General features: G+C 57.5%; 20 protein-coding genes. 8 read left to right on the top strand and 12 right to left on the bottom strand.

The window, feature by feature from the left end; translation table 11 throughout:
* Positions 1-1,074 precede the first annotated feature (1,074 nt).
* Both B060_RS0115605 and B060_RS0115610 read left to right on the top strand, forming a co-directional pair.
* The gene (locus tag B060_RS0115605; protein ID WP_018082734.1) at positions 1,075-1,350 is read left to right on the top strand and encodes a helix-hairpin-helix domain-containing protein; all 276 of its coding nucleotides are present in this window, start codon (positions 1,075-1,077) and stop codon (positions 1,348-1,350) included.
* Positions 1,351-1,646: 296 nt separating this feature from the next.
* Complete coding sequence (locus B060_RS0115610) at positions 1,647-2,621, top strand: RDD family protein (protein WP_157405653.1); 975 nt, start codon at positions 1,647-1,649, stop codon at positions 2,619-2,621.
* Between the two features lie 265 nt (positions 2,622-2,886).
* Here the strand turns inward: B060_RS0115610 and B060_RS0115615 are convergent, their stop codons facing one another.
* Positions 2,887-3,357 carry an Imm50 family immunity protein gene (locus B060_RS0115615; RefSeq protein WP_018082736.1) on the bottom strand — a complete coding sequence of 157 codons (471 nt, stop codon included), beginning with the start codon at positions 3,355-3,357 and terminating at the stop codon, positions 2,887-2,889.
* A 116-nt stretch (positions 3,358-3,473) separates the two neighbouring features.
* Between B060_RS0115615 and B060_RS26205 the strand changes: the two genes are divergently transcribed.
* Positions 3,474-4,337 (top strand): hypothetical protein, encoded by an 864-nt coding sequence (locus B060_RS26205; RefSeq protein ID WP_018082737.1) that lies wholly within the window; start codon positions 3,474-3,476, stop codon positions 4,335-4,337.
* Between the two features lie 206 nt (positions 4,338-4,543).
* On the opposite strand, the gene B060_RS0115625 is transcribed toward B060_RS26205, so the two are convergent.
* The 4 genes from B060_RS0115625 to B060_RS28460 form a co-directional block, all read right to left on the bottom strand.
* Entirely contained in the window at positions 4,544-6,652 is a 2,109-nt protein-coding gene (locus tag B060_RS0115625) for a TonB-dependent receptor (RefSeq protein WP_018082738.1), read from the bottom strand.
* Between the two features lie 83 nt (positions 6,653-6,735).
* Positions 6,736-8,097, bottom strand: coding sequence for a M23/M56 family metallopeptidase (locus tag B060_RS26210; protein ID WP_018082739.1), 1,362 nt, complete (start codon positions 8,095-8,097; stop codon positions 6,736-6,738).
* A complete protein-coding gene (locus B060_RS0115635; RefSeq protein ID WP_018082740.1) occupies positions 8,094-8,471 on the bottom strand; it encodes a BlaI/MecI/CopY family transcriptional regulator in 378 nt (125 codons plus the stop codon). Before B060_RS0115635 ends, B060_RS26210 begins: the two co-directional genes overlap by 4 nt.
* Before the next feature lie 150 nt (positions 8,472-8,621).
* Positions 8,622-8,870, bottom strand: coding sequence for a suppressor of fused domain protein (locus B060_RS28460; protein ID WP_081606886.1), 249 nt, complete (start codon positions 8,868-8,870; stop codon positions 8,622-8,624).
* An 834-nt stretch (positions 8,871-9,704) separates the two neighbouring features.
* On the opposite strand from B060_RS28460, the gene B060_RS0115640 reads away from it, so the two are divergent.
* Positions 9,705-11,648: a glycoside hydrolase family 9 protein gene (locus B060_RS0115640; RefSeq protein WP_162149126.1), complete on the top strand. Its 1,944-nt coding sequence runs from the start codon at positions 9,705-9,707 to the stop codon at positions 11,646-11,648.
* A gap of 233 nt (positions 11,649-11,881) precedes the next feature.
* Here B060_RS0115640 and B060_RS0115645 read toward each other — a convergent pair whose 3' ends face one another.
* From B060_RS0115645 to B060_RS0115665, 5 genes are all read right to left on the bottom strand, one after another.
* The gene (locus tag B060_RS0115645; protein ID WP_018082742.1) at positions 11,882-12,421 is read right to left on the bottom strand and encodes a hypothetical protein; all 540 of its coding nucleotides are present in this window, start codon (positions 12,419-12,421) and stop codon (positions 11,882-11,884) included.
* Entirely contained in the window at positions 12,418-12,729 is a 312-nt protein-coding gene (locus tag B060_RS0115650; RefSeq protein ID WP_026172891.1) for a type II toxin-antitoxin system TacA family antitoxin, read from the bottom strand. Before B060_RS0115650 ends, B060_RS0115645 begins: the two co-directional genes overlap by 4 nt.
* A gap of 230 nt (positions 12,730-12,959) precedes the next feature.
* Complete coding sequence (locus tag B060_RS27275) at positions 12,960-13,313, bottom strand: hypothetical protein (RefSeq protein WP_155847740.1); 354 nt, start codon at positions 13,311-13,313, stop codon at positions 12,960-12,962.
* Between the two features lie 369 nt (positions 13,314-13,682).
* The gene (locus B060_RS26650; protein ID WP_018082745.1) at positions 13,683-14,648 is read right to left on the bottom strand and encodes a hypothetical protein; all 966 of its coding nucleotides are present in this window, start codon (positions 14,646-14,648) and stop codon (positions 13,683-13,685) included.
* Between the two features lie 373 nt (positions 14,649-15,021).
* Complete coding sequence (locus B060_RS0115665) at positions 15,022-16,611, bottom strand: GH39 family glycosyl hydrolase (protein ID WP_201768102.1); 1,590 nt, start codon at positions 16,609-16,611, stop codon at positions 15,022-15,024.
* A gap of 334 nt (positions 16,612-16,945) precedes the next feature.
* On the opposite strand from B060_RS0115665, the gene B060_RS0115670 reads away from it, so the two are divergent.
* Together B060_RS0115670 and B060_RS0115675 are read left to right on the top strand one after the other, a co-directional pair.
* Positions 16,946-17,659 (top strand): type 2 periplasmic-binding domain-containing protein, encoded by a 714-nt coding sequence (locus B060_RS0115670; RefSeq protein ID WP_018082747.1) that lies wholly within the window; start codon positions 16,946-16,948, stop codon positions 17,657-17,659.
* A gap of 206 nt (positions 17,660-17,865) precedes the next feature.
* Positions 17,866-19,155, top strand: coding sequence for a family 43 glycosylhydrolase (locus tag B060_RS0115675; protein ID WP_201768103.1), 1,290 nt, complete (start codon positions 17,866-17,868; stop codon positions 19,153-19,155).
* A 61-nt stretch (positions 19,156-19,216) separates the two neighbouring features.
* Here B060_RS0115675 and B060_RS0115680 read toward each other — a convergent pair whose 3' ends face one another.
* Positions 19,217-20,167 carry an alpha/beta hydrolase gene (locus B060_RS0115680; protein ID WP_018082749.1) on the bottom strand — a complete coding sequence of 317 codons (951 nt, stop codon included), beginning with the start codon at positions 20,165-20,167 and terminating at the stop codon, positions 19,217-19,219.
* Positions 20,168-20,523: 356 nt separating this feature from the next.
* On the opposite strand from B060_RS0115680, the gene B060_RS0115685 reads away from it, so the two are divergent.
* Both B060_RS0115685 and B060_RS0115690 read left to right on the top strand, forming a co-directional pair.
* On the top strand, positions 20,524-21,222 hold the full coding sequence (locus tag B060_RS0115685; protein ID WP_018082750.1) for a hypothetical protein: 699 nt from the start codon (positions 20,524-20,526) through the stop codon (positions 21,220-21,222).
* Between the two features lie 219 nt (positions 21,223-21,441).
* A complete protein-coding gene (locus B060_RS0115690) occupies positions 21,442-21,777 on the top strand; it encodes a hypothetical protein (protein ID WP_018082751.1) in 336 nt (111 codons plus the stop codon).
* Between the two features lie 186 nt (positions 21,778-21,963).
* Here B060_RS0115690 and B060_RS0115695 read toward each other — a convergent pair whose 3' ends face one another.
* The gene (locus B060_RS0115695) at positions 21,964-22,614 is read right to left on the bottom strand and encodes a hypothetical protein (protein WP_155847741.1); all 651 of its coding nucleotides are present in this window, start codon (positions 22,612-22,614) and stop codon (positions 21,964-21,966) included.
* Positions 22,615-22,697 lie beyond the last annotated feature (83 nt).

The following is a 22,697-nucleotide window of genomic DNA, read 5'->3' on the forward strand; positions in this document are numbered from 1 at the left end:
TCCAGCGCCATCAAGCGTTCAGCCGTAAAGCTGATCATGTCGCGCAACAAATCGCTGTCGGAGGTCTTTTCAACAAGCCCTTTCAGGGCCATCATATCGTTGGTCATCGGTGGTCTTTCGTCTCTGGAATGAGTGTAGGAACCCAAACCATATCCGAAAATCACTGATGGCCAACCCCGCTTCGCTGAGGCTCGCTTTGCCCTTTGGACGGGCAGCGAGCCTAGCGCTACGCTCTCAACCAATTACACCACGCTGTGGGACACGACCTCCGCCAGCCCTCCCACCGCAACTCGCTTCTGCATAACCTCAGTATAGCACAGACATTCGTAATGTCCGGTTTCAGGCGAGGGTTGGACATCAGGGCCAAACTTCCGCCTTGGGCGCGTAGGCGAAGCGATGCTACGCTACGCGCCACCTCGGAGTGACGTTATAATTTGCCAACTGAGCAAAAGGGTTTGCGGCAACTGGGCATACCTATTTTGACTGCCTCGCCGACGGCAATGTGCTATCGTGACGGCATGGACGCGTCACACATTCTCGACACACTGATCATTGCTCCAATCCCGATCATTATATGCATCGGCGCCGTGATTACGCAGCAGGTGGCAAAGTCTGGAGGTAGTTTCGACAATCGCGCGCCGCTGGCGAAATGGTTGGGCTCAGCTGTCATTATAATTTCCACTGGGTTGGTCTGCGGCCTTTACACAGACGGAGCCAACCTCATACGGAACGGTGTGCCACATGACCTTTTATCATGTTTCACAGGCACAATCGTTTTCGTGGGGTTCGCTGTGGCTGGACTGCCTATATTCGCCTTGCTTTGGGGCTTGGATAGAATTGTGAGAAAAGTATTCAACTTGCCCCGTAGCGACAAAAATTGGGACATTTTTAATAGTCTGTAGTGGGCGCGTCCTACTTGGACGAGGAGTAAGCCGGGCTACTAGAGTCCGCTTCGGGCGCCTTCCGGAGGGCAACAGCCGCGAGCGAACTCAGGTTTTTGAAGCCATGCAGTCGAAGCGAGTTGCCTTCAGTCGATTTGTATAGTTGGGTTTTGGGCAAAGGGGGGAGGCGAATATGCAAATTGCGGATGACCTAAAAAAGCTCAGGAATGTGGGACCGGCTGCGCGGAAAGATTTTGCTGTCCTAAGGATCGAAACCGTTTCCCAACTCGCTGAATGCAACCCAGACGAACTTTACAGCAGGCTCCAATCGGAAACAGGGGTAGCTCACGATCCATGTGTTTGGGACGTGTTTGCCGCAGCAATCCACCAAGCCAAGACTGGAGAGGCGCTCAATTGGTGGGCTTTCACCCCCGTTCGCAAAGCGCGACAACAGAACGGTACTTTTTGAAGTTCGATAAGCCACCGAACGAGCGATTTCCCCCGTTGCTGGGTATGTCGGTTTTATTGATACGGACCGGGTTTAGTAGACGAGTGCGGATCGAAACTTCGCTAGATGTCCGCTTACGGGTTCACCACACAATCGACAGCCCTATGTCCGAAATGGGCGCACAGGCGACTTGACCTCCCTCAAAGGGCTTAGCGGCCATGGCAAGGAGGTGGAACATTAGCTCACTTGCTTCTGCTTAGCGGCTCGGTTGCAAAAGAATGTGTTTGACGTACACTCATCAAAACATGGGGGTGGGGATGACAACTGACAAACTTAAATATTTCTCAAGATTTTGGCCGCGCGTAGGTGCGTGGTTCATCGATGCCGTCCTGCTCGGAATCGTCGGCTATGCCATTGGCTGGATGGCAATGGACTACGTGTCACCGCTCGGGGCGAACGGCCGGTTCTTCGGACTGGCAGCTGGTGTTCTGTATAACGGAATTCTCGGAAGTAGCCTTGGCGGCGGCCGGACGGTTGGGAAGCGGCTGCTGGGGCTGAAGGTCGTGGGCCTGAATGGCAAACCGCTTAACCTCTTTGTGTCACTTTGGCGCGCTTTGTTCCTGGTGGTGCCTGGAATTCTCAACGGTTGGTACTTCAATGTCACCGACCCTTTTTCGGTTCAGGTGCTAACTTTAGTCGCGATCACGGCGGTATTTGGTATTGGGTTGGCGCAGGTCTATTTGCTCTTGTTCGGTTGGCCAGCGCGTCGGCTGGTTCATGACCTGGTATCCGGCTCAGTCGTGATCCGTGCCGAGACGGGCCAATTCCCTACGCCGAAGGTGGGTGTCCACGTAGTCGTCGCAACTGGTATAGTACTATTGGCGCTTGGTCTCGCGATGGCTGGGCCTGCTATGCTTAAGGCCTGGATGCCAAAGTTCGAAACCCTGTTGGCGCCACAACAAAAGGTTGTCGATGCTGTAGGCAGACTGCCCGAAGTTGGCGAGGTCTCTGTCCAGGACAGCACCATGACATTCTATTCGAACGGCCAGCAATCGACAACACGGACACTTATCGTCACAGCAAGGACTGGTAAATGGCCCGCAGATACCGATGCCTTGTTGGCAAAGATCGGAGCTCAGGCAGTCAAGGTCTACAGTTTTGCGCCTGGGCAGAGGCTGACGGTCAAGATTGTTCGCGGCTTTGACCTTGGTATCGCCAGCTACACAGAAGCCCGGAGCGCGCCATACGTGACGACATGCACGACGGCCAATGTGAAGTGTCTGGAAAAATAGCGGCAGACATGGACGGACCTGTCGTCTTTTGACTGACATCAACCAGCGTATCAGAGTGACTGCCGTAACAGCCACATCGAATCAAATGTTGCCATTTTGAAATCCTTGTCCAAATATTCCTGTGTTGGCGAGGTGCTGGGATACATCTTGGAGATGGGAAGGAGCTCTGTTGCTAGTTACCGAACCTGATATTTACGGAACTCGATGAGCCTCCCAGGCGAAGTTTGCGTCGAACGCCCCGACCTATCGTCGTAATTTTACCAAGCTATTTAACTGCCAAATCAGGCAGCCATGGCTCAACCTGAACAGCGATACTTTTGGCGGCAATGAGACCGTGAACACCATAGGCGCCCACCATATCGAGCTGGTAGGCGTCGTCCACTTTCTTGATTTCTAGACTTTGCAGCGCGTTTTGGTGATTCCAGTCGTCGAGCTCAACGCGCCCAATTCCAGATAAAGAAAAGGTGACTAGGGCATGCAAGTCGAGGCGATAGTAGCCACGCTCGTCAATGTCCGAATTCATTCTAAATGCAAATAAGCGAACGATCGACGGGATCGGGTCACGACGGAGTTCGATGCTTACGACTTCAGCGTCATGGAACAGCGGTACGTGCCCGAACCACCGGATGACCGGACCCCAATCAAGCTGATTTTCTTCCATCTTGTGCTTGGTAGCTTTAAGTCCGCTTTTCGGCAAGGGTTTTCGAACGCGGACAGGTTGGTCCGACTTCCGCATTGGGCGCCGGGCGGCCCTTTATCACGTTGATGTGGTTACCGATTTCTGATCGATGTAAACAAGCCCTACCGTATTTGATTTGGCGAGCAAACACTGAGGCAATATAAGCTAAGCACATGGTTTTCATCCCACGCCAACATCGATGCCGCCTGTTTGTGCTCATTGCGCGCGACGCCCGCGTCGGAGTAATTTTTCGTCACGGCCCGAAGAAACATACGCGAATGATCCGCTGGGATTTGTCGCAAGATCGCTTCGACGCTGGCCAGTGGTTCAAAGGTTCGATCTTCGATCACTTTTCCGACGTGTCCCCAAACGGCGATTTTGTCATTTACTACGCTTCTAAACATACCGGTGACCCGCCGGCCTGGACCGCAATCAGTCAGCCTCCGTATTTTACGGCGCTGGCGGTTTGGCCCCAAGCCCACACAAGTAGCGGCGGCGGCTTGTTGATGACAGACGGCCAAGTCATGCTAAACCATCTATTGGCCGAGACGGCATTGCTTCAAGGTTTTAAGTTGCGCAAAGGGATGACCGTCGAGCGGCGAAACTGGGAGGCTCACTCGGGCAAAGATCTTTATCATACCCGACTGCTTCGCGACGGTTGGAGGCTGCTGGACGATAGCCGAGGCTTTATCGTCAGCAAGAAAAACTGGCCCCTGTACGAAAAGACATCTCTGTTCGATGTCCGCCTATGGATGCAGTTATCCCGTCGAGCAGGTGTGGATGCCCTAAACTTCGAGGTGATCTTACCTACAGGTGAGGTGTGGCTAAAAGGACCAAATTTTGATTGGGCTGATTTCGACCACAACGGTGATCTGCTAATTTCAATAGAGGGAAAGCTTTGGCGAGTGCTCAACAGCGAAATTGGCCTTACTAACAGTCAGGCTCGCCTGGTTGCCGATTTCTCGGACATGCAATTCGAACCGATCAAGGCTCCGCCCGGGGCTGTTCATTGGCCGAATAATGTATCGGGACGTTAGAAAAGGCGGGTCGACGAAGCCGCCCAGCTTGGGCATTGAATGTCCGCTTCGGAACAAGAAATTTTAGATCGCAACTCTCGTGTTGCCATTTCCGCTTTGGGCGCCGAAGCGACTTCGGGGCCTGCCCATTAGTGGACGAATTTGCGTGGGTCAACGCGCAGCAAAATGCCGAGTCCAACTCAAACGAAATCAACGGAACTGGATTGCTAATTGCCCAGGCGCCAGACAAGGCCGATGAAGATGCGGCGGGAGCGGAAGTCGTCGAAGCCCGTTTGGCGCACGGTAATCGTGTCCCGCGTAAAGGTCTCCCGCGTGCCAGCCAAGACGTCTTGAGCGCGGATTACGAGGTTGATTTTTTTCGTCAGTTTGTGCGTCCAGGTTGCGTTGATCTGTTCGGTGCCCGAGCGCTGGCCTTGGCCGGTCAGGATGGCACCACGGGCCTGGGCATCGAGCGAAAAGGTGTCTCCGTCGTATGGCTGGTAGTCGATATTGAGCTGGCCGGTCCATGATGGACCGGATTGACGAGAGCCGGCATCGGCCTGGAGTTCGGCGTAGAACAGGTTGAGGTCGACAGTGTAGTCGAGTTTGCCCCATTTTCCGTTGGCCGAGATGTCGACCCCGCCGGAGCGTCCGGCACCACTGTTGCGCTTGGTCGTCAGCAGGACGTTACCCGAGGTGAAATAGCTATAGTCGGTGACGGTGCGAGCGCTGGTGCGGTAGTAAAGCGTCGCCTCGTAGCCGCGGCCGCCGTCCGGCGGGGTGTAGGCATAGCCGGCTTCGAGCGAGGTGACGCGCTGTGGCTTCAAGCCGGGGTTGCCAGCGGTTACATTCTGGGCGTCCACGTAGGTGACGAACGGGTTAAGGTCGCGCGGGTCGGGGCGTTGCAGGCTGCTGGTGAAGCTGGCCTTGATGCGGCGCTTCGTGTCGATATCGTAGCTGAGGTGGAGGCTCGGATTGAGGTTGGCGTACTTGTGTGCGCTGGCTGCCATATCGGTACGCACGGTTTCCAGCCGCACGCCGCCGAGGGCCGTCCACTTGCCTGCCGCCGCCTGGAAGGTGAGATAGGCAGCTGTAACCTTCTGGTCTACGGCAAATCGGTTGGAAGTGTCCGCGCGCGGCGTTTCGGTTCCCGTGGCGGGATCTATGCCGGCACTGTAGTTGACAAAACGGTCGGTCTGGTGCTGGGCGTCAAAGCCGGCCGAGATTTGTGTCGTTTCGCTCAGCGGTCGGGAATAGTCGCCGTTGACGCCCGCGGTCTTGCGGACTGAGCGGCTGAGGATGCGGTCCATCGTGTCGGGCTGGACGGGCCAGGCGAAGAGGTTGGTGTACGATTTGTCGCGCGTGGCGTCGCTTTCGGTGAAACGCGCCCCGACCTTGAGTTCGCCGCCGTCCTTCTGCCGCCGGTCGAAATTGGCGTTGAGGGCGCTATCGATCTGAGTGCCCGGACCTTTTGAACGGCGGTCGTAGGCGTCGGTAAGAGCGCCCGAGGCGGCGTAGTCGCGATGGTATTCGTCGAGATTGTTGGCAGAACGGCGCGAGGCGTAGCTGCCTGACAGGCTGATCGTGTCGCGGTCATCGGCATCGTAGTCGACGCCGAACGAAGCGCTGCGGCTGGCGCGGCGTGGGAAGCCCGATGAACTTTGCGTGCTACGGCCGGTGGCGGCGCCGGATGCGTCGAGCCAGGTTACGTCTGAGGCCGTGGAGCGCGGTCCGCCATCGTGGCGCACGCCGACGGTGGCGTTGAGCGACAGCCGGCCGCGCGAATAGTTGCCGGACAGACCCGAATTATAGATGGCATCGCGACTGATATTGGCCCTGAAAGCAGCGTGGCTGCCGAACTTGCGGTTTTTTTTCAGCACGATGTTAATGATGCCGCCACCGTTGGCGTTATAGGCGGCCGATGGGTTGGTGATAACCTCGACGCTAGCGATATCGGCGCCGTTCATAGATTGAAGGGTCACGGCGCGGCTTTCGCCCTGCATCATAGCCGACGGTTTGCCGTTGACGTAGACCGCGACATTAGAACTGCCGCGCAGGGAGACGTTGCCATCGGGCGTGACCGAAACCGATGGCACGGTTTTCAGCACGTCCGCGGCGGAGCCCGAGGTGGCGGCCGGGTTTCCGTCCTGGTTATAGACGGTGCGGTCGATCTTTTTGACGATTTTGGGGGCCTTGCCCTGGACGATGACGACCGTGGAGTCTTGGGCGGTCTGGGGTTGCGTTTGGGCCTGAGCCTGAGCCTGAGCCTGAGCTTGAGCTTGAGCGGGAGAGGCGATGGCGATGATGACGAGAATGGGGGGCGCGGATTGTTTCATGATGGTCGCCCCATGAAGGTGTGCGGCATATGTCGCATATGGCCGCACCCGGTTTAAGAAGGGAATTCATCGGTTTTGAACGGCTAGTGAGAGGCGGCTAAATTAACGTCCAGGAGCGGCGCCGGATCGACGGTATTGTCGCCCTGCCATATCTCGAAATGCAGGTGCGGCGTCTTTGTGCCATTGCCGCTGTTACCAACCGCGCCGATCGTCTGGCCGGCATTGACCGTGTTGCCAGTCCTGACGTCGACGCGGCTCAGATGGGCATAGCGCGTCTTTTTGCCGTCGGCGTGATCGATCTCCACGACTGTACCGTAACCGGGGCGATCGCCGGTGAAGCTAATCGTTCCGCCAGTGACGGCATTGACCGGTGTGCCCGTGGGGGCGATGAAATCGATACCTTGGTGAAAGGCCATTTCGCCATGGACCGGGTGCTTGCGCAAGCCGAAGCCAGCGCCGGGCGTGCCATTGACCGGCGTCGGGAAGGCGGGGGTGGAAATAGGGTTGGCGGGCGGCACGTCAGCGGCGACCGGCGCAAGCGGTTGTTGGGCAAAAGCAAGTTCGGCACCCACCGCCGGCACAGCCAGGCAGAGCAGCGTCGTCAGCGCGATAAGAGCTTTGGGTGGCGTCTTGCGGGTCATGATGGTCTCCAGTCGCATTTTGCAGGTGGCGAGATCGGACAAGGCTGGGATGGTGGCTGGCAGGCCCGGTGCGGCTGTGATAGTGCGTAGCAGGATTTCGGCATAGATGCGGCGCTTTTCCGGCGCGGTCTGGGTGACGGCAGCGTCGCAGGCCAGCTCGGCGGCGAGGCGACAGACGCGGGCCTGCAGGCGCAGGGCCGGATTGAACCACAATATGGCCTCGACGAGGCCTAGCACCAGGAACCACAGCGGATCATGCCGCCGCTGGTGCGCGCGTTCGTGCTCGACAATGAGGTTGAACTGATCCGTTGTCATCGCGTCACTTAAGGATTGCGGCACGACGATTCGGCGGCGGTTCCATGCAAAGGGCGGCACGACAGCCTGGGTCTGGTAGACGCCATTGCCGAGTAGCGTGGCCCTCGCGGCGATGCGGGCGAAGCGCAAGTGGGCGCGACCGAGCCGAAACAGCGCGACCAAGGCGCCCAGGCCCCAGATGGCCTGCGCCACTATCGGCCACGTCCAGCCTATCGAGGAAAAACTGTGCACCTGCGCCGCTTTTGGCGCGGTTATTTCGGGCTCGAAGGTGGGCAGTTGCGGCAGGAGATGCGTCATCACTTGGGGTGCGGGCACGGGCAGTACCAGCAGGAGGACGCCGGCTACGAAGGGCACCAGCATGAGCGCGAACAGCAGCTTTTCGGCCGCGTCGGAAAGGATTGGACGGCGGCGCAGGGCAGCGGCGCGGACAACGAAAACGATGATACTCCACAGCAGGGGCAAAAGCATCAGGGTGACGATCGCGCTCATTGGTCGTCCGCCTTGCTGAGCTTTTCCAGCATGGCCTCCAGCTCAGCAATTTCGTTGGGCGAAATATTGCGGCTATGGGCGAAGGTCGCGGCCGGCACAGGCTCGGTCAGGTCAAGTACGTTTTTGGCAAAATCACTGACCAGGGCGGCAAGGGTTTCCAGCTTGCCTTGCGCAGCAACATAGGTCTTGACGCCATGCACAGTCTCGATTGCCAGCAAGCCCTTGTCGACCATGCGCTCCAGAGTCTTGCGCGTGGCGGAAAAGGACCATTGGGTCTCAGTTTCGCTCAGGGTCTGGATCTCACGCGCACTGAGACGTTTATCCCGCCAAAGGTGTCGCAGCAGCTTCAGTTCATATTCGCTGGGCCGGATCATGTGTGCTCCCCACGTCGCCGTTATGTGACGAATGTCACACGTCGGCGACGCGAAGTCAAGGACATGAAAACGTCGGCACCGCAGGATAGAGGAGGCGCGTGGTTTCAACCTTGCTCGGATCCGCTAGGGCGCACAGGCGTCTCCATAGATTTAGGGAACCGTCACTGGAAAGGTTGAAGTCGACCGCAATCGCGCGGCTAGCACGTCTCCTCCCTCTGCTCTGCCAGCAGCAAACTCTTTGTCGGTTATGCCGACCAACGTAAGGAGGTTGACGTGACCTGACGGCAACTCAAAGCCTTTGGGGAGATTTTCCGGAACGACAACGAACGCATTGCGTAAACGGCCATTTGAAATGCCATCGATAGCGCCGCCCAACGGAATACGCGCTCCGACGCCGATTTGCCGGGGTTCGCCAGTTGCCCTGTGACTAGCAGAAGGTCATAGGCAAGAATATGCAACAAAAACCCAATTGCCCAATTGCCAGGCTCACTCGCCATAAAGACAAATTCAACGCCCCGTCCAGACGCGCCGTCCGTTCCGTAATCCGAAGTATTTAGCTCCCAAGGGTTTGAGTGCCCAGACGTCACGTACAGCCATGAAGGGCGAGCCGGTGTCGGTGCAAATTCAAGTACACCGTAAAACAGCCAGCGCGGATCAATATTCACTGCCCCAAACGCGTTGGTGATGGCCTGTTGGGAAAGGGGAAAGATACCCCTGCTTTGAGTGCCAAAGAGGGACGGGTAGACTTCCTCTTCTCGGATCCTCCAAACCTCTTCGAGGTCGATGGATGGATGCTGAATTGTGCTGCTAGGCAGGGCCCGTAGAAACTTTTTGATCTTTTCAAACGTGTGTTTGCGGCCTCCCTGTGGGCACTTCGCCGGCGAGAGCGCCGAGTGTCAAGCCAGGAACGCCACATGTGAGCTGCAAAATGACGCCCAATGTTTTTGAATTTGGATGCCAGGTGGATTTGGGCTCTTGTTCCGCTTATGGGATCATGCCCCATATCCCGATATGACCGTTTCGGGCGCGATGCGGATTCAAGCCCTGATCCGACCAAGAGAGTCGTTTTCTGCTAGGCGCGGCCTCGCTTCCACGCGGAAGTGTTCCGGCTTGGCGCTCCTATCCCGTCAGCCCCGGTTCACTTGCCGTTCAGACGCAGTCTGATAAAACGGCACAAGAAGCCATGGATGGCAGGGGGCTGTTTTGACATCGACACAGACACGGCGCGCGCATTTGGCGTCTCTTGTTTCGGCCATTGGCCTCGGCGCGGCCACACAGTCGAGAGCGGCCGACCCGCGCTTCGATGGCACCTGGACCGGTATTCTTCAGGCCGGCAATCTGCGCCTCACCCTACAACTGGTCATCGCGGGAGACGTCGTTACGCTGATCAGCGTCGACCAAGGCCGGGCAAGTATCGCAGCCACCGAGGTCGCCATCATTGGTGGCACCATCAGGCTCGGCTTTCCGGCTCTGGACGCCACCTTCGAAGGCCATTTGCGCGACGACAGCCATATCGACGGCGTCTTCACCCAGGGCCAATCGGCCACCATAGGCTTCGTCCGCGGCGAGATAGCCGAAGCCCCTGAGCCCGTGACGAGTGATGCCAATCCCATCATCCCGACGCCGAAACTTAATCAGATCGGTTTTACGCCCAAGGCCACTAAACAGTTTGCCGTTACGATCCAGCGGGATCAGCCGCTTAAAACCTTCGATGTCGTGGATGAGACTGGTAAGGTGGTGTTCAGTGCAAAGCCCTTGGGCCGGGTCTTCGACTTGCGCCAGAGTGCGGGCGAGACCGGCATGTGTGGCGATTTTAGCAGTCTGACGCGTCCCGGGCGCTATCGTGTACGGACCGGAAGCGAGCTGTCGCACGCCTTCGTCATCGGCGATGGCGTCTATCGGGACGTCCTGCGCGACGCGGCGCGCTGTTTCCATCTGATCCGTGCCAATGTTGACATCGACGACGCCAGGACCGGCGTGAAGCACAAGGCTGGCCACGCCAGTGACGCCGCCGTGTTGGTCGACGGCAAGACACGCGATCTTAGCGGCGGCTGGTATAATGCCGGCGATTTCGGCAAATATACGCACATGCACGCGTTGTCAGTCAGCCACATGCTGCGCCTGTACGAGTTACACCCGGAGACGGCTAAGCTTACGCTCGACGTACCCGTCCTTTATGACGGCTTGCCCGATCTGCTGCAAACCGCGCGTTGGGGATTGGACTGGCTTCTTCGCATGCAGAATACCGACGGCAGCGTGTTGCATAAGGTCGACAGCCAGCCGGTCCTAACGTGGGGCAAGCTGCCGGCCGACGACAACGCCCCCCGCGCGGCCATGGCGCCGTCCAGCATCGATGCCGGGGTATTCACCGGCGTCATGGCTCAGGCCGCGCGTGCCTTCGCGACGCAGGAGCCGGTATTTGCCGCGACGTGCAAGACTGCGGCGTTAAAGGCGTGGCAATGGCTGTCGCAGCATCCTCATGCCGACCACAACGATACCTATTATCTCGACCCCGATGCCAGTCAGGAAACGCTGTGGGCGCGATGCGAGATCGCCGTGTTGCAAGATACCGATATCGGCAAGATCATCCTGCCGGACATAAGCGTCCTGCCCTTTTACTGGCCATCCCCTCAAGTCCTGGGAATCATGTCGCTGGCCCTGCGCGGCCATGCCCAGGCAAAGGCCATGATCGTCGCGGGCTCCCGCCAGATCAAAACACGTACGGAGGGCGATGCCTACGGCTTCTCGGCCTCGGCGCAAAACTACAGTTGGGGATCGAACGAGATGGCTCTGAACGAGGCCGTCGTCTGCCTATATGCCGATCATCTGGAGCCGGACGCCGGCCTGAAGCCGGTGGCGCAAAGATTGTTCGATTACGTGTTGGGCCGTAACAGTCTCGACCACTCCTTCGTCACGGGCCACGGTGCACGCCCGACCCAGCGGCCGTTCCACTGGATATGCAACATGGAGAACGTCGCCATTCCCGGTTGGGCCAGCGGCGGCGCCAACGGTCAGGCCGCCGGGGCAGACGCCCTGTTGCAGGCTGCCATCGCGCGCGGCACGCCGCCGGCAAAGTGTTTCGTCGATGCCTGCCAGAACGAGGGCTCCTATGCGTCGAACGAGGGAGAAACCTCGGAAAATGCCGCACTCGTCTTTGTCGCCGGGATGTTGGGCTAGTGTCCGCTTTTGGGTGAAGCTTTTGCAATATTTCGGAGCCAAGCTGACGGCCGGATTGGGCGCGAGGGAGACCTGGGCGGTGCTTGATCCGAAGCGATCATCCTATTCTCTCCGAACTACTGGCGGTCGAGTAGTCTTAATACATACCTGATGTCTTCGCGACCGGCGTCCAGCCGACGGTGCTCGGCGCCAGTTAAGAGGCACAGCGGCCGAGGGGTCGACCAGGCCGACAATCAGGTCAAGAATTGGTTCCGCAAGGTTTCTGCAGGGATGAATAGCCGCAGGGGCTGACTAGGTAAGGCCTGGAACCCAAAACCTACATAGATTGCTCTGCGACGAGCGATTGCTTCGGCATCTCCGTCGTCTAAGACGTCGAGTATGACCACGGCTATACCCAGCTGTTCGGATATGTGCGCGATGCGGCGCAGACAATCGACGAGCAGGTCGGCACCCAGACCGGAACCTTTGAAGCGGATGTCTCGACCGATCATGGAAATGTAGGCAGCAGGAATGTTACCATGACCCGGACGTGTTCGCGCGTATTTGGGCGGGAGATTCTCGTATGACATCGAATGCGCATTTAGCGCATAGAAGCCTGCGACCGTGCCGGCGGCATCCGTCATGACAAAGACGCGCACATTGTCGGCGCGCGACAGCTTGCCAGCCGTTCGCTTGAAGAAATTGTCTACGGCCTCAACACCGCATGAAAAAGCCGCTCGATCGTGCTTCTCTGGATCGAGCGGCTCTATCTTAAAGCTCGGCGCGTCGGTCATATCGTCGACTGGGTCCGGCCTTTGTAGCGAGCGTGGGCGGCTTGCAGGGCAGCAGTTGGTGTTGCCGGCGTATCCAGCGCTGTGAAGAAGGTGTGGAAGTCCGCGGCCTGAATCTGAGTCTGTTCGTGAGCCTTGATGGTCTCCATAGCCGATCTATAGGCGGCGCTGATCATGAACGCGGAATCGTCAACGCCAGACAGGGCTGCGGCGCGCTGAATTGTTTCCTTCACGCGCGCTTTAGTGCGAAACTGCATGCGCGCATCATTCGGTTCGTCGACGGCATCGGCCGGGTTATTGAACGCTAACATCTGGCCCTCCTTGGCACTTCCTATAATGTACGGCAATTTGGCGTACATTTCAAGGTCTCCTGTTACGACAAGCATGTCTGGTTTAGCTGCCCGTCGCACTGCCAATCCGCTTCCGCTTTCGGCATAAGTCTCGTGACTGGCCGAATGTCCGTGGGCGCACAAGCGACGCCGGGTCGTGCTCGAAACGAGATGTGTGGCCGTGTACCGGAGGAAGGAACTAATCGTCTGAATCAATATTTTCGGGGAGTGCAAATAGCAACAAAGTCTTGTGAAGTAATGCGGTAGTAGTGGCTGAAGTCCTTTTCCGGAAATCCGGACCCGCCTCCTTCCGGGCCATACCAGTCCATTACGATATAGAACCGGGTGCCGAGCCTAGTCACGTACATCCAGCCGTCTTCCAGTTCGAGCAGTTTTTCCCCCCCACGGTCGAGATAAAGCGTGCACATGCGGTGCCATCCGGGTGCACCGCATTCGGACCGGAGCGTATCCGTTCGACCATCGCCATCGAAATCAGCCGACTTGAAGGTGTATTGGCCGTCATCTGTGGTCGAATAGGTAAACGGCCATTGATTGGCGGAAAGCACGGCCTGCAATCTGTCGTAACGTCTTTGCCAAGCAGGGGGGCCACGAAGGGACTCCAAAGCCGGTCCGTTAATGGCTCTCAAGGCCTTCCGATTTATGGCGGAAACTTTATGAAGTGTCTGGCATGGCGTCGGGGAGGTTGCGTGCGCAGGTGTGGCCAGAAACAGCGATATGACCAATGTCAAATATCGCGCGCGCCTGAGCTGGTTACATATGCCTGAACAGCTCAAAACGCCTGCCATCGTCGCGCACCTATCCATCTGTCAAGTCCTTCATATGATCCGAGGCAGATACCAGACCGCGACCCTACATGTCCGGAATTTTTAGCGGCCATCGCGGCAAAATTGTCCGGCAAGGGCGCTCAGGTGCCATCATTCAGGTTTCTTAGCCGGCGCGGCATCCCTCATCTGGATCAGCGTTTGAGTTTGCAAGTTGAGTGATGGTACGCCCATTGCAGCTCTTAGTGCGTCCGAGATCGCGGTACGATCATATGGTTCTTGCGTAGTGGCTTTGTCTTTGGGTGTCATGTACTGCGTGCCGAAGACCTGAGGGCGACCGATAGCAAGGAGATAACGGTCAAGTGTCGCCGCAGCAATCCACTTTGCAGCGGCTTTTCCACGCGCAACAGCAGCTGTTGCTAGGACATGGGCCTTCAAATAATCTGCTTCGTTGTCACCGTGCTGGTATACAAAGGCCGCGTGATAGAGGTCGTCGGCACTATGCAGCAGACCTTGATCAAGCAATTCGCCGGTGCGGACCCGGCGCTGGCGATCCGCTTCGCGTTGCATTGCGAAGTCCTTTGGTGGCCAGGTTTGACGGCTCGTTTGGTCAGCGTCGAAGATCGCAGTCATCTCAACATTGGTTGCCCGATAAAGCGGCGTAGGGTAGGCTTGGTTTTGATCCCAGCTACCCATCGCCGCATTCGGGGCTTCACGCACGAGAAGTAGCGGGTCAACCTTTATGCCGAACGCGGCAAGCGTAAGGTTTTCGGCGGCGACATGACTATCATCTATGGATTTCAGTCTGAATACATCTGGAGATGAGCCGGGACGCGGATCATCAAAAGTAAGTTCAAGGGTCTCACCAGCGGCAACAACTTTGTTCGCAACGCGATGTTCAATAGGCCCCGCGACATGGCTAAAGCTTTCGCCGTCGGTGCTCATGTTCGCCGGACGATCCCAAGTGGCGGTCCAGATCCCGTTAGACGCTTTTTCAATATCAAACTGGTAGATCAGCGTGCCCTCAGAGATCGCTGCCCAGATGCCAGACGGGGGCGTGGCCATAGCTGGCATTGAGAAAAATAACGCCCCGATAGTAGCTGCTATTCTGATAAACATATCTTCCCCTCCGTTCCTTTCGGATTTCGAGCCGCCTCGCAGCTTAAGGTAGTCCTAGCGGTAAGGAAAGAGGCTGCCGATCGGAGTGACTTTGGGGGCGCCGGACATCGGGCTCTTAACGGCAGAGTTATGGATAAGAGCGGATTCGCAATTAGTCAGAAGTGCGTAGAACATGTGTAGTCCGCTTTCGGGCAAGAACGTTCTTAGCAACCTGAATGTCCGGAGTGGGCGCGTAGGTGACTGGCGCGCCTCGGTCCAAAGCCGTCATTCGGCGATTTTCTAAAAATCTCAATTGCAGACCTTCTGTTCAATCGTAAGAGCCTGCAACAGCGATCAGGCAGTTGGTTCTATTGGCGGCAAATGTGGGCAGACATCATTTCAGCGGTTTCAGGACGAATTCGAAGACGTCATTCGCCCGAAGCGGTACTTCACGGGTGAACCGGCCTTTCTTGATCGAGACCTCGCCCGTGAACACAGGCGCGCCCGCACTGACGGCGTTAAGGTCGCTGACTTGCGCGCGTGTCAGTTGGTTCGGCGATCCCATTTCGACATAGGCTGTGTATGGGTCGTTCTGCTTGTAGCCGATCCGATAGATATCAAGCCGATACGTACCGTTCGTCATGCCAGTAATCTCAAGGCCCAGAGTGCCCTTGTCGGTCGTCGGCTGTTCCTTCTTGTAGAACACCTGGTCGGTCTGTCCCTTGGGAGGCACGACGGGCGAATAGTTCCAGATTAGGGCTTGCACGGAGCCGTCCTTCGACGTGGTCACCCAGGACGCCGCATCGTTGCTTTCCACGTCGGTGTCGCCCAGTCGCTTCAGGAACTTGAAGGCGTGGAAGGATGGCTTCTTGATACCCTGCAGGTTCAGCATGCCAAAACCGCCATGAAAGGGGGTGAAGCGCGGGCCGTTTTCTTCGAAGATGTCGGTGAAGGTCCAGTAGGACAGGGAATCGACGTATGGCGTGGCGCGCTTAACCACATTCATGATGAAACTGGCCTGGTGATACTGGTCATGCATATAGTCGGTTGGCGTGTAGGACGAACTCCATTCCGTGAAATGTAGTTCCTTATCGCGTAATGGGCTTACATCCATCAGCTCGCGCGAGTGCCGCATCCGGCCGGCGACGCGCTCGGGGTCTGGATCGATGATCGTGCCCGCCGTGCCGTCCTCGTCGAGGAAGCCTTGTTCAACGCCGTAGGCATGCAAGGCAATAAAGTCGATCGGTGCGGGATTTTCGATAATCCACTTTTCGAACGCCTGTTCGGAGGCGTAGGGCACCGCCGTGGCTGGACCACCGATACGGCATTTGGCGCACTCGGCGCGGATCGCTTCGGAAGTCGTCTTGTAGAGCTTGAAATAGTCTTCAAGCGGGTGTGGCCAGAAGCCCCGAATGTCAGGCTCGTTCCAGACTTCATAATACCACTTGGAGATCTCCTCCTCACCGTAACGCTCCTTCCAGTGAACCATCAGGGCGCGAATCAGGCCCGCCCACTTTGCATGGTCCTTGGGCAAAGACGTGTTACCCTTCCACCAGAAGACGGTGGTCGTACCATCGGCCAGTTTGGACGGCATGAAGGTCAACTCGACAAACGGTCGGATTTTCTTCTCAAGCAGCGCGTCGTAGAGCGCGTCGACATACTGAAAATTATACTTCGGATTTCCCTGCTTATCCTCGTCGTAGACGGCCATTTCGTCATTGAGGATGCCGTGCATGCGCAGGTATTTAAAGCCAATCTCCTCCTGGACGGTATCCAACTGCCCTTGCCAGTCGGCCCTTAGGCCCTCAGCCGCGCGCCCGGCGCCGACGACTTCCAGGGGCACATTTGAATGGGGGCCGAGCGTATGCGAGACATCGGCTTTTACTATCCGGGTGGCAACGGGCTCCGCTAAGAGGGGAGATGCTATTAGCAGCATGGCGACAGTCGAAAAAGCCAAGCTCATAAGGGCGCGAGGTTTAAGCATTTCTCTCCTCCTTAGCAGGCGTTTACCTGCAAGTTATTTTTATTGGTGATAACTGACCGGAAAATGCGTCGGCGTCAACAATCATGTCAGACAATTGATCATTGACAGTGACATCAAGTAACCCATAGTCTGGTAGCGCTAACAACCTCAAGGGCATATTGGGCCAGGGAGACGTCGGACTTGCGTCAGGGTGGGGAACTCGGGCGCGCTTTGCATCTATATCGGGTGTCATTGCAGGCTTCGGGAAGGGCTGGTTCGCGCATACGTATGCCCGCCCCTGTCCCACAGTTTACGGTCGCACTTGGCGGTCAACTAGAACAACAGGAGCAGGGATATGAAGGGGATTTCAAAGCTGGCCCTGACGGCGCTAGTCTTGCAGCTTGGGAGCGCAGCCATTGCCTGGGGCGCGGAATCGCGGGATATGCCGCCGCTAGATACGCGCGGTATGGCGCCTTTCTTCGAACCGGCAAGCGCCGGGCCTAAAGCTCCGGACGCCCAGGGATTCTTGCAGCGCTGGCTGCTTCTGGAGCCAATCACAAAGCCCAATACCAGTAATGCGGGCTTTACTGGCGCCTATGTGCGCGATGCGCTGGCCATCAGCACCTTTCCAGGTGGAACGGCGGCCAGGCCAAAGGCCGGCACTACGGTGCAGGTGGGCAGCGAGATCTTGCGCTGGCATGCGCTTGACGCCAAGCTGTTCGACGTCAAGCTGTTCTCTTTCGCACAAGGCCTGAACAAGCCGGTTTATGGCGTGATATTCTGGGCGGAAACGGTGGTCGACAGCCCGCGCGATATCCGCAATGTCCGTCTAGCCGTCGGTTCGAACTCAGCCTCGATGTGGTGGGTCAATGGCGAGGAGGCTGCCGGCTTATTTGGTGACCGCCGCATGGTGATGGACGATGTGGTGTCCGCACCGATCACCCTGCACAAGGGGCGCAACGTTGTTCGCGGGGCCGTCATCAACGGACCGGGGCTAAGCGACTTTTGCGCACGCTTCATCGACGAAAATGGTCAGCCGGTCCGCGATATCACCACCCACCTCGATTAAGCCACGATGACGCCAAAAGGCGCACAGATAACAGGAGACGCTCCATGAAACCAAAACTCCGGGCGGCAGCCCTCCTTTCCGTCCTGTCCTGCCTGACGTCGCTGCCCGCCTCGGCGCAGCTTGCCGGCGAGCCTTTTATTCACGACCCCGCGACGATCACGGCGTCCGACGGGAAATACTATACGTATGGCACCGGCACCGGCAGCTTGGTATCTGATGACGGCTGGACCTGGCATTCCGGTGCCGAAAGGCCCGGCCGTGGCCTGGCGCCCGACATCATTAAGATCGGTGACCGCTACTACGTGGCCTACGCCGCCGGTGGCGGCGGGATGAACGGTGGCCACGCTGGCGCAATCAAGCTCATGTGGAGCAGGTCTCTCGATCCCAAATCACCCGATTACGGCTTTCAAGAGGTTGGCGACGTGGCGACCAGCGACGGCGTGGAAGCCACTGACGCAATCGACCCCGCCTTTCTCTATGCCGATGGCCGGCTGTGGCTGACTTATGGCACTTATTACGGGTTCATTCAGTTGGTCGAACTAGACCCGAAGACCGGGCTCAGGATCGCTGGCAACCAGCCGGTGGCGATAGCCATCGATATGGAAGCGACCGCGATGATCTACCGCGACGGCTGGTACTACCTGCTGGGGACGCACGGCACCTGTTGCGACGGACCTAACTCGTCCTACAATATCCGGGTTGGCCGTTCCCGCAGCGTGCAAGGGGCTTATCTCGACCATATGGACACCCCTTTGCTCAGGGGGGGCGGCAAGCTGGTTTCGAACGGCCGCGGGCGGCATTATGGGCCGGGGCATTTCGGACGCATAGAGCTTGGTGATGGCGTCGAGAAATTCTCGATGCACTACGAAGCCGACCTGGACCGCAGCGGCCGCAGCGTGCTGGCCATCGCGCCCCTGCTGTGGAAGGACGGCTGGCCGGTCGAGGGCGAAAATATCAAGGCCGGGACCTATGAGATCGAATCCGAGCGCAGCGGCTTCGCCCTCCAGCTCGCCACCGACTTCGTGCGGATGGACTTCGATCGCCGGCGTAGCTTCACGGCGGCGCCGAGGGACCCGGTCGCCCCGATCCCCAACCAGACCCTGGACCAGGATTCGGCCGCCTGGCCGGCAGGCAGCATCGATATCGACCTGGGCGCCTATATGATCCGCGCCCATCAGCAGTGGACGGTTACGCCCGTACCTGAGGCGGGCGGCGTCATGGGAACGCCCTATTACAAGATCGTCCTGGCTGGCACCGAACGCACACTCACCGCGGCGGCGAATTCAAAGTTGGAGGTGGCGCCGGCCTTCACCGGCGCGCCGGAACAGCTGTGGCGGATCGACCAGCTTATCGACGGCGCCTTTCGGATCGTGCCCAAGGCGGCGCCGGGCGCCACGGCGGACGTGGCTCTGGTGGCCATCGGTGCCAGCACGCCTGCGCTGGTGCGATTCGACCCGAAAAGTGATGCCGGGCGGTGGCGCTTCCGGACGCCCTGATCTCGTCATCCTAGGCAATGACGGCTGGTTGCAAGCACGCTCCTAATCCGGATGGAGTGATTCATTTGGCCCGGGGACTGAGCCAGCCGTTTGTGGTGATCCAGTCCATGATGGCGCTTTGCCACGTGTCACGCGGTAGCAGTGGGAAGCCGTGCTGCCCTTTATCGAAAAACCTCGCCTCTCCCGGCACACCGGCGTGGCGAAGGGCTTCAAAATAGACAATGCTGTTGTCTATATCGACCAGTTGATCATCGGCGGCGTGAAGAATCAGGGCAGGCGGCGTCTCGGCGGTCACGTGCCTTTCGTTGGAAAGCGCCTCGGTCTGGGCGTCGGAAGGCGACGAGCCTAGAAGCGCGTTCCGCGAGCCCATGTGTGTAATCTTGGCGTCCATGCTTATCACCGGGTATACAAGGACTTGAAAGTCGGGGCGAAGGCTTATGCCCTCAGGGTTGTCCACGTAGGAGGTCTGAAAATGGGTTGCCAGCGTCGACGCAACGTGGCCGCCGGCCGAGTAGCCGACCACCCCGACGCGCACCGGATCGAGACTCCACTCCTCTGCATGTAGCCTTATGAAACGGAGACCCTGCTGTGCGTCCTGGAGCGGTCCGATCGACTTGTCCGGCATCGTCAGGTCATTGGGCAGCCTATATTTCAGAACGAAAGCGGCGATACCATGATCGGCGAAATATTGAGCCTGCTGGACGCCTTCATAGTCGAAGGTTAGGCCTGCGTAGCCGCCGCCTGGGACAATCAGGACGCTGGCGCCCGTCGCCTTTGCCTTGGCGGGCAGGTAGACCTGGATGGCCGGGCGGGATACGTTCTGGATCCAGCCCTTGTCGGCGCCGGTTTCATTATTGGGTCCGGGTTTGGAATTCGGAATGACACCGTCCCCGTAAAGCGCAAAGGCTTGCATTTGGGCCGGAAAGGCGGAGGCGGGATCCAAGGTCGCTGCCCTCGCCGGCATTGCGAAAATCGCCGTGGCCACGATGAAAAACGCAAGTTTCAATGCCATGCTTTCGACTCCCTTTTTGCCTCATATCTCGGCATAACCCTCTGATATGTAAAATCGGCAGGCCTTTCAAGGAAATGGTCCCGCAGCTCCGGATTCGCGCTAACACCACCACCTCGCATCAGTGATGGATTCAAAGGGTTCACCAGGTTCCACTTTCGGGCAAACAATGCCGAACCGCACTCGCTGACTTCATTTTCGCTCTGGGCGCAAGGAAGCCGAACTCCATTCGCCAAAGACGGAACGTCGCGTTCATTTGGCGTAAAGGTAACGCGGCCCAACCACAGCGATCCAACCTTTGAATTTGCAGGTATTGATTGATAACATAGCGAAGCTGTTATGTATTTGGGGGAGTGGGTATGCTTAAAAAATGGCGGCAGGTATCCGTTTGGCAAAACGTAACAGCGGCGCTTTGGTATGTCTTCGGCGTTTTTGCAGGTGGCGCCTTAATTGTTCTTGCAACCGATCTTAGCGGAATTCACCTGTGGGGTGAGCTTCGAATTGTCTGTCGCTTTGTTTATTATTGGTCAGCGGCTTTCCTTCTCGCCGGTTCCTGGATCTTTCGGACGTTTCATCTGGCGACTGGCGTTGATCAAGGCCTGTTTTCATATGGCTTAGGGCCGTGGCTTCATGGGTGCGTGTTTGGCTTGGTCGTCGGCGGCCCGTCGGCATATGCCATATGGACATGTTTTCGATACGACGAGACTCAAAAGCGCGATGCAGGCGAGTCGGAAAAGCAAAAAGTTCTTCGTGCTGTGAACCGCACCGTAGAGCGACTGGGACTGGCATTATATTTTCTGTTTATGTCGTTCGCGCTCGGGTTCTTTGTTCTTGCACATCAAACTTTCGCTAGTGGTCTAGTTTCGCTGATTTTAGAAGAGCGTCTATCGACCTTAATTCCTAAGCTGTGTGGCCTAATAGTTTACATCGGAATTTCTGCGGTTGCATTGTTTGTCGCAACGGTGAGACTGAATGGCTATTTTCTCGGTATGGCGTCGACAGTTTTGGCTTTGCTTATAGTCCAGTCCGCCATCTGGTGGTGCCCAACTTGGCCATAGTCGACATCGACGTGGTCTTGATCCGCCCCGGATTTGGCGGAGGCTCGAACTCACGAGGGAATGATTTCTTTAGTTTGGATCTTTGAACCGTGACGCCGATGTCCGCTATTGAATGTTCCAGCACGGATGAGATGTCCGGAGTGGGCGCGATGCGGCACCACCACGGTTCGGTATGAAGTTGCAGTTCCTTTTTTTGACAGATTCGGTTAGCTTTGCGAGATGACCATTAAATCTCTAACTGCTGAGGAACGAGACATTATTCTTAGGTCCCTGTCTGCCACATTTGAATATTTCGACTTTGACTTCCAGACGCGGCTTAGTGTGGATGAGGACGCAGTGCGCGGAGTGATCTCTGGCTGGCCCAATGTCGATGATAGTGATGACGATGGGGAGCCGGCGTTAGTAATTAACAACTCGCTGAACGACTTGCTCTATGGAGTGGGCGTAAAAGACGAAGATTTCATACGCCTTACGGGTGTGGGAAGGGCGGAAATTTTACGTGTCTACAGGAAGTGGGCCGTTGAACGTGGTTGGAAGTCAACTGGCGGCCACTGATCGCACTTTATTTCTGCATAGCCAACCCGGACTGGCCGCACTTTCAACATGCAGATTGTCCGCTTTTGAGCAATTCTATTCACCTTAACGTTCTCTTCCGCAATGGGCGCACAGGCGACGTCGGCCGGCTTGTAGAGCCAGTAAGGCGTCGCGACCTCGCACGTGTCAGAGGCGCGTGTCAGGCCCCTAGTGACTCGTCTTCTTCCGGACAGGCTTGGAGGCTGTCTTGGACTGAGCCACTGAGGGCGCCGTATCGGCTGGATAAGAGGCCGTGATGTCTTTGATGACGTATGCATATTCAAAGCCAGGGTCCTGTCCAGGAATAATGCCGTTCATACCTGAAAGGTCCTGCCTCCCAAGAATAGGGGATGGGCCTGGCGCCGAATTATTATATGTCCCCCAGGCGGAGCCACCATTTGACACGATGATTTCAACTGTTTTGATCGAGTCTGGCAAAAAGGCCGCGGCCCTTTTCGTTGGGGTTTCGAGACGCGCTGCGTGACTCGTCCCGCTGTATGCAATAACAAAGCCCTTCGCCATGGAGGCCGTGATGCTCTCGCCCATGCATTTATTGCCAAAGGCATCCGGGTCGGCCGGGACGCCGTCAAATCGACATCCAAGCTGATAATCGATCGTCACGCGACCGCTTTTGTCGCGAAGGGTCCGCAACCAATTGATCAGATCAACCATCGCCTGTGAGGTGCGACCATCCGAAGGATGCGCCCATTCCAAGGCCCAGGCAGGACTGGTCTCGGGAGGAAGCTCTAGAGAGACGACGACCGGCCCCTCGATTTGAACAACGGCTTGCTTCACGAAACAGGCCAGAACCTTTGGCATCTCCTGTGTCCCGTGCAATTCGCCGACGTAAATACCGCGTCCTGCTAGCAACTCACGTGGCAAAGGCGAGCAGTCTTGGGCAC

The sequence above is a fragment of the Asticcacaulis benevestitus DSM 16100 = ATCC BAA-896 genome (assembly GCF_000376105.1).
Taxonomy (GTDB): Bacteria; Pseudomonadota; Alphaproteobacteria; order Caulobacterales; family Caulobacteraceae; genus Asticcacaulis; species Asticcacaulis benevestitus.

Coding starts and splice junctions, on each gene's coding strand:
- B060_RS0115605 (WP_018082734.1), top strand. CDS start 1,075: ATGCAAATTGCGGATGACCTAAAAAAGCTCAGGAATGTGGGACCGGCT.
- B060_RS0115610 (WP_157405653.1), top strand. CDS start 1,647: ATGACAACTGACAAACTTAAATATTTCTCAAGATTTTGGCCGCGCGTA.
- B060_RS0115615 (WP_018082736.1), bottom strand. CDS start 3,357: ATGCGGAAGTCGGACCAACCTGTCCGCGTTCGAAAACCCTTGCCGAAA.
- B060_RS26205 (WP_018082737.1), top strand. CDS start 3,474: ATGGTTTTCATCCCACGCCAACATCGATGCCGCCTGTTTGTGCTCATT.
- B060_RS0115625 (WP_018082738.1), bottom strand. CDS start 6,652: ATGAAACAATCCGCGCCCCCCATTCTCGTCATCATCGCCATCGCCTCT.
- B060_RS26210 (WP_018082739.1), bottom strand. CDS start 8,097: ATGAGCGCGATCGTCACCCTGATGCTTTTGCCCCTGCTGTGGAGTATC.
- B060_RS0115635 (WP_018082740.1), bottom strand. CDS start 8,471: ATGATCCGGCCCAGCGAATATGAACTGAAGCTGCTGCGACACCTTTGG.
- B060_RS0115645 (WP_018082742.1), bottom strand. CDS start 12,421: ATGACCGACGCGCCGAGCTTTAAGATAGAGCCGCTCGATCCAGAGAAG.
- B060_RS0115650 (WP_026172891.1), bottom strand. CDS start 12,729: ATGTTAGCGTTCAATAACCCGGCCGATGCCGTCGACGAACCGAATGAT.
- B060_RS26650 (WP_018082745.1), bottom strand. CDS start 14,648: ATGTTTATCAGAATAGCAGCTACTATCGGGGCGTTATTTTTCTCAATG.
- B060_RS0115665 (WP_201768102.1), bottom strand. CDS start 16,611: ATGCTTAAACCTCGCGCCCTTATGAGCTTGGCTTTTTCGACTGTCGCC.
- B060_RS0115670 (WP_018082747.1), top strand. CDS start 16,946: ATGAAGGGGATTTCAAAGCTGGCCCTGACGGCGCTAGTCTTGCAGCTT.
- B060_RS0115680 (WP_018082749.1), bottom strand. CDS start 20,167: ATGGCATTGAAACTTGCGTTTTTCATCGTGGCCACGGCGATTTTCGCA.
- B060_RS0115685 (WP_018082750.1), top strand. CDS start 20,524: ATGCTTAAAAAATGGCGGCAGGTATCCGTTTGGCAAAACGTAACAGCG.
- B060_RS0115690 (WP_018082751.1), top strand. CDS start 21,442: ATGACCATTAAATCTCTAACTGCTGAGGAACGAGACATTATTCTTAGG.
- B060_RS0115695 (WP_155847741.1), bottom strand. CDS start 22,614: ATGCCAAAGGTTCTGGCCTGTTTCGTGAAGCAAGCCGTTGTTCAAATC.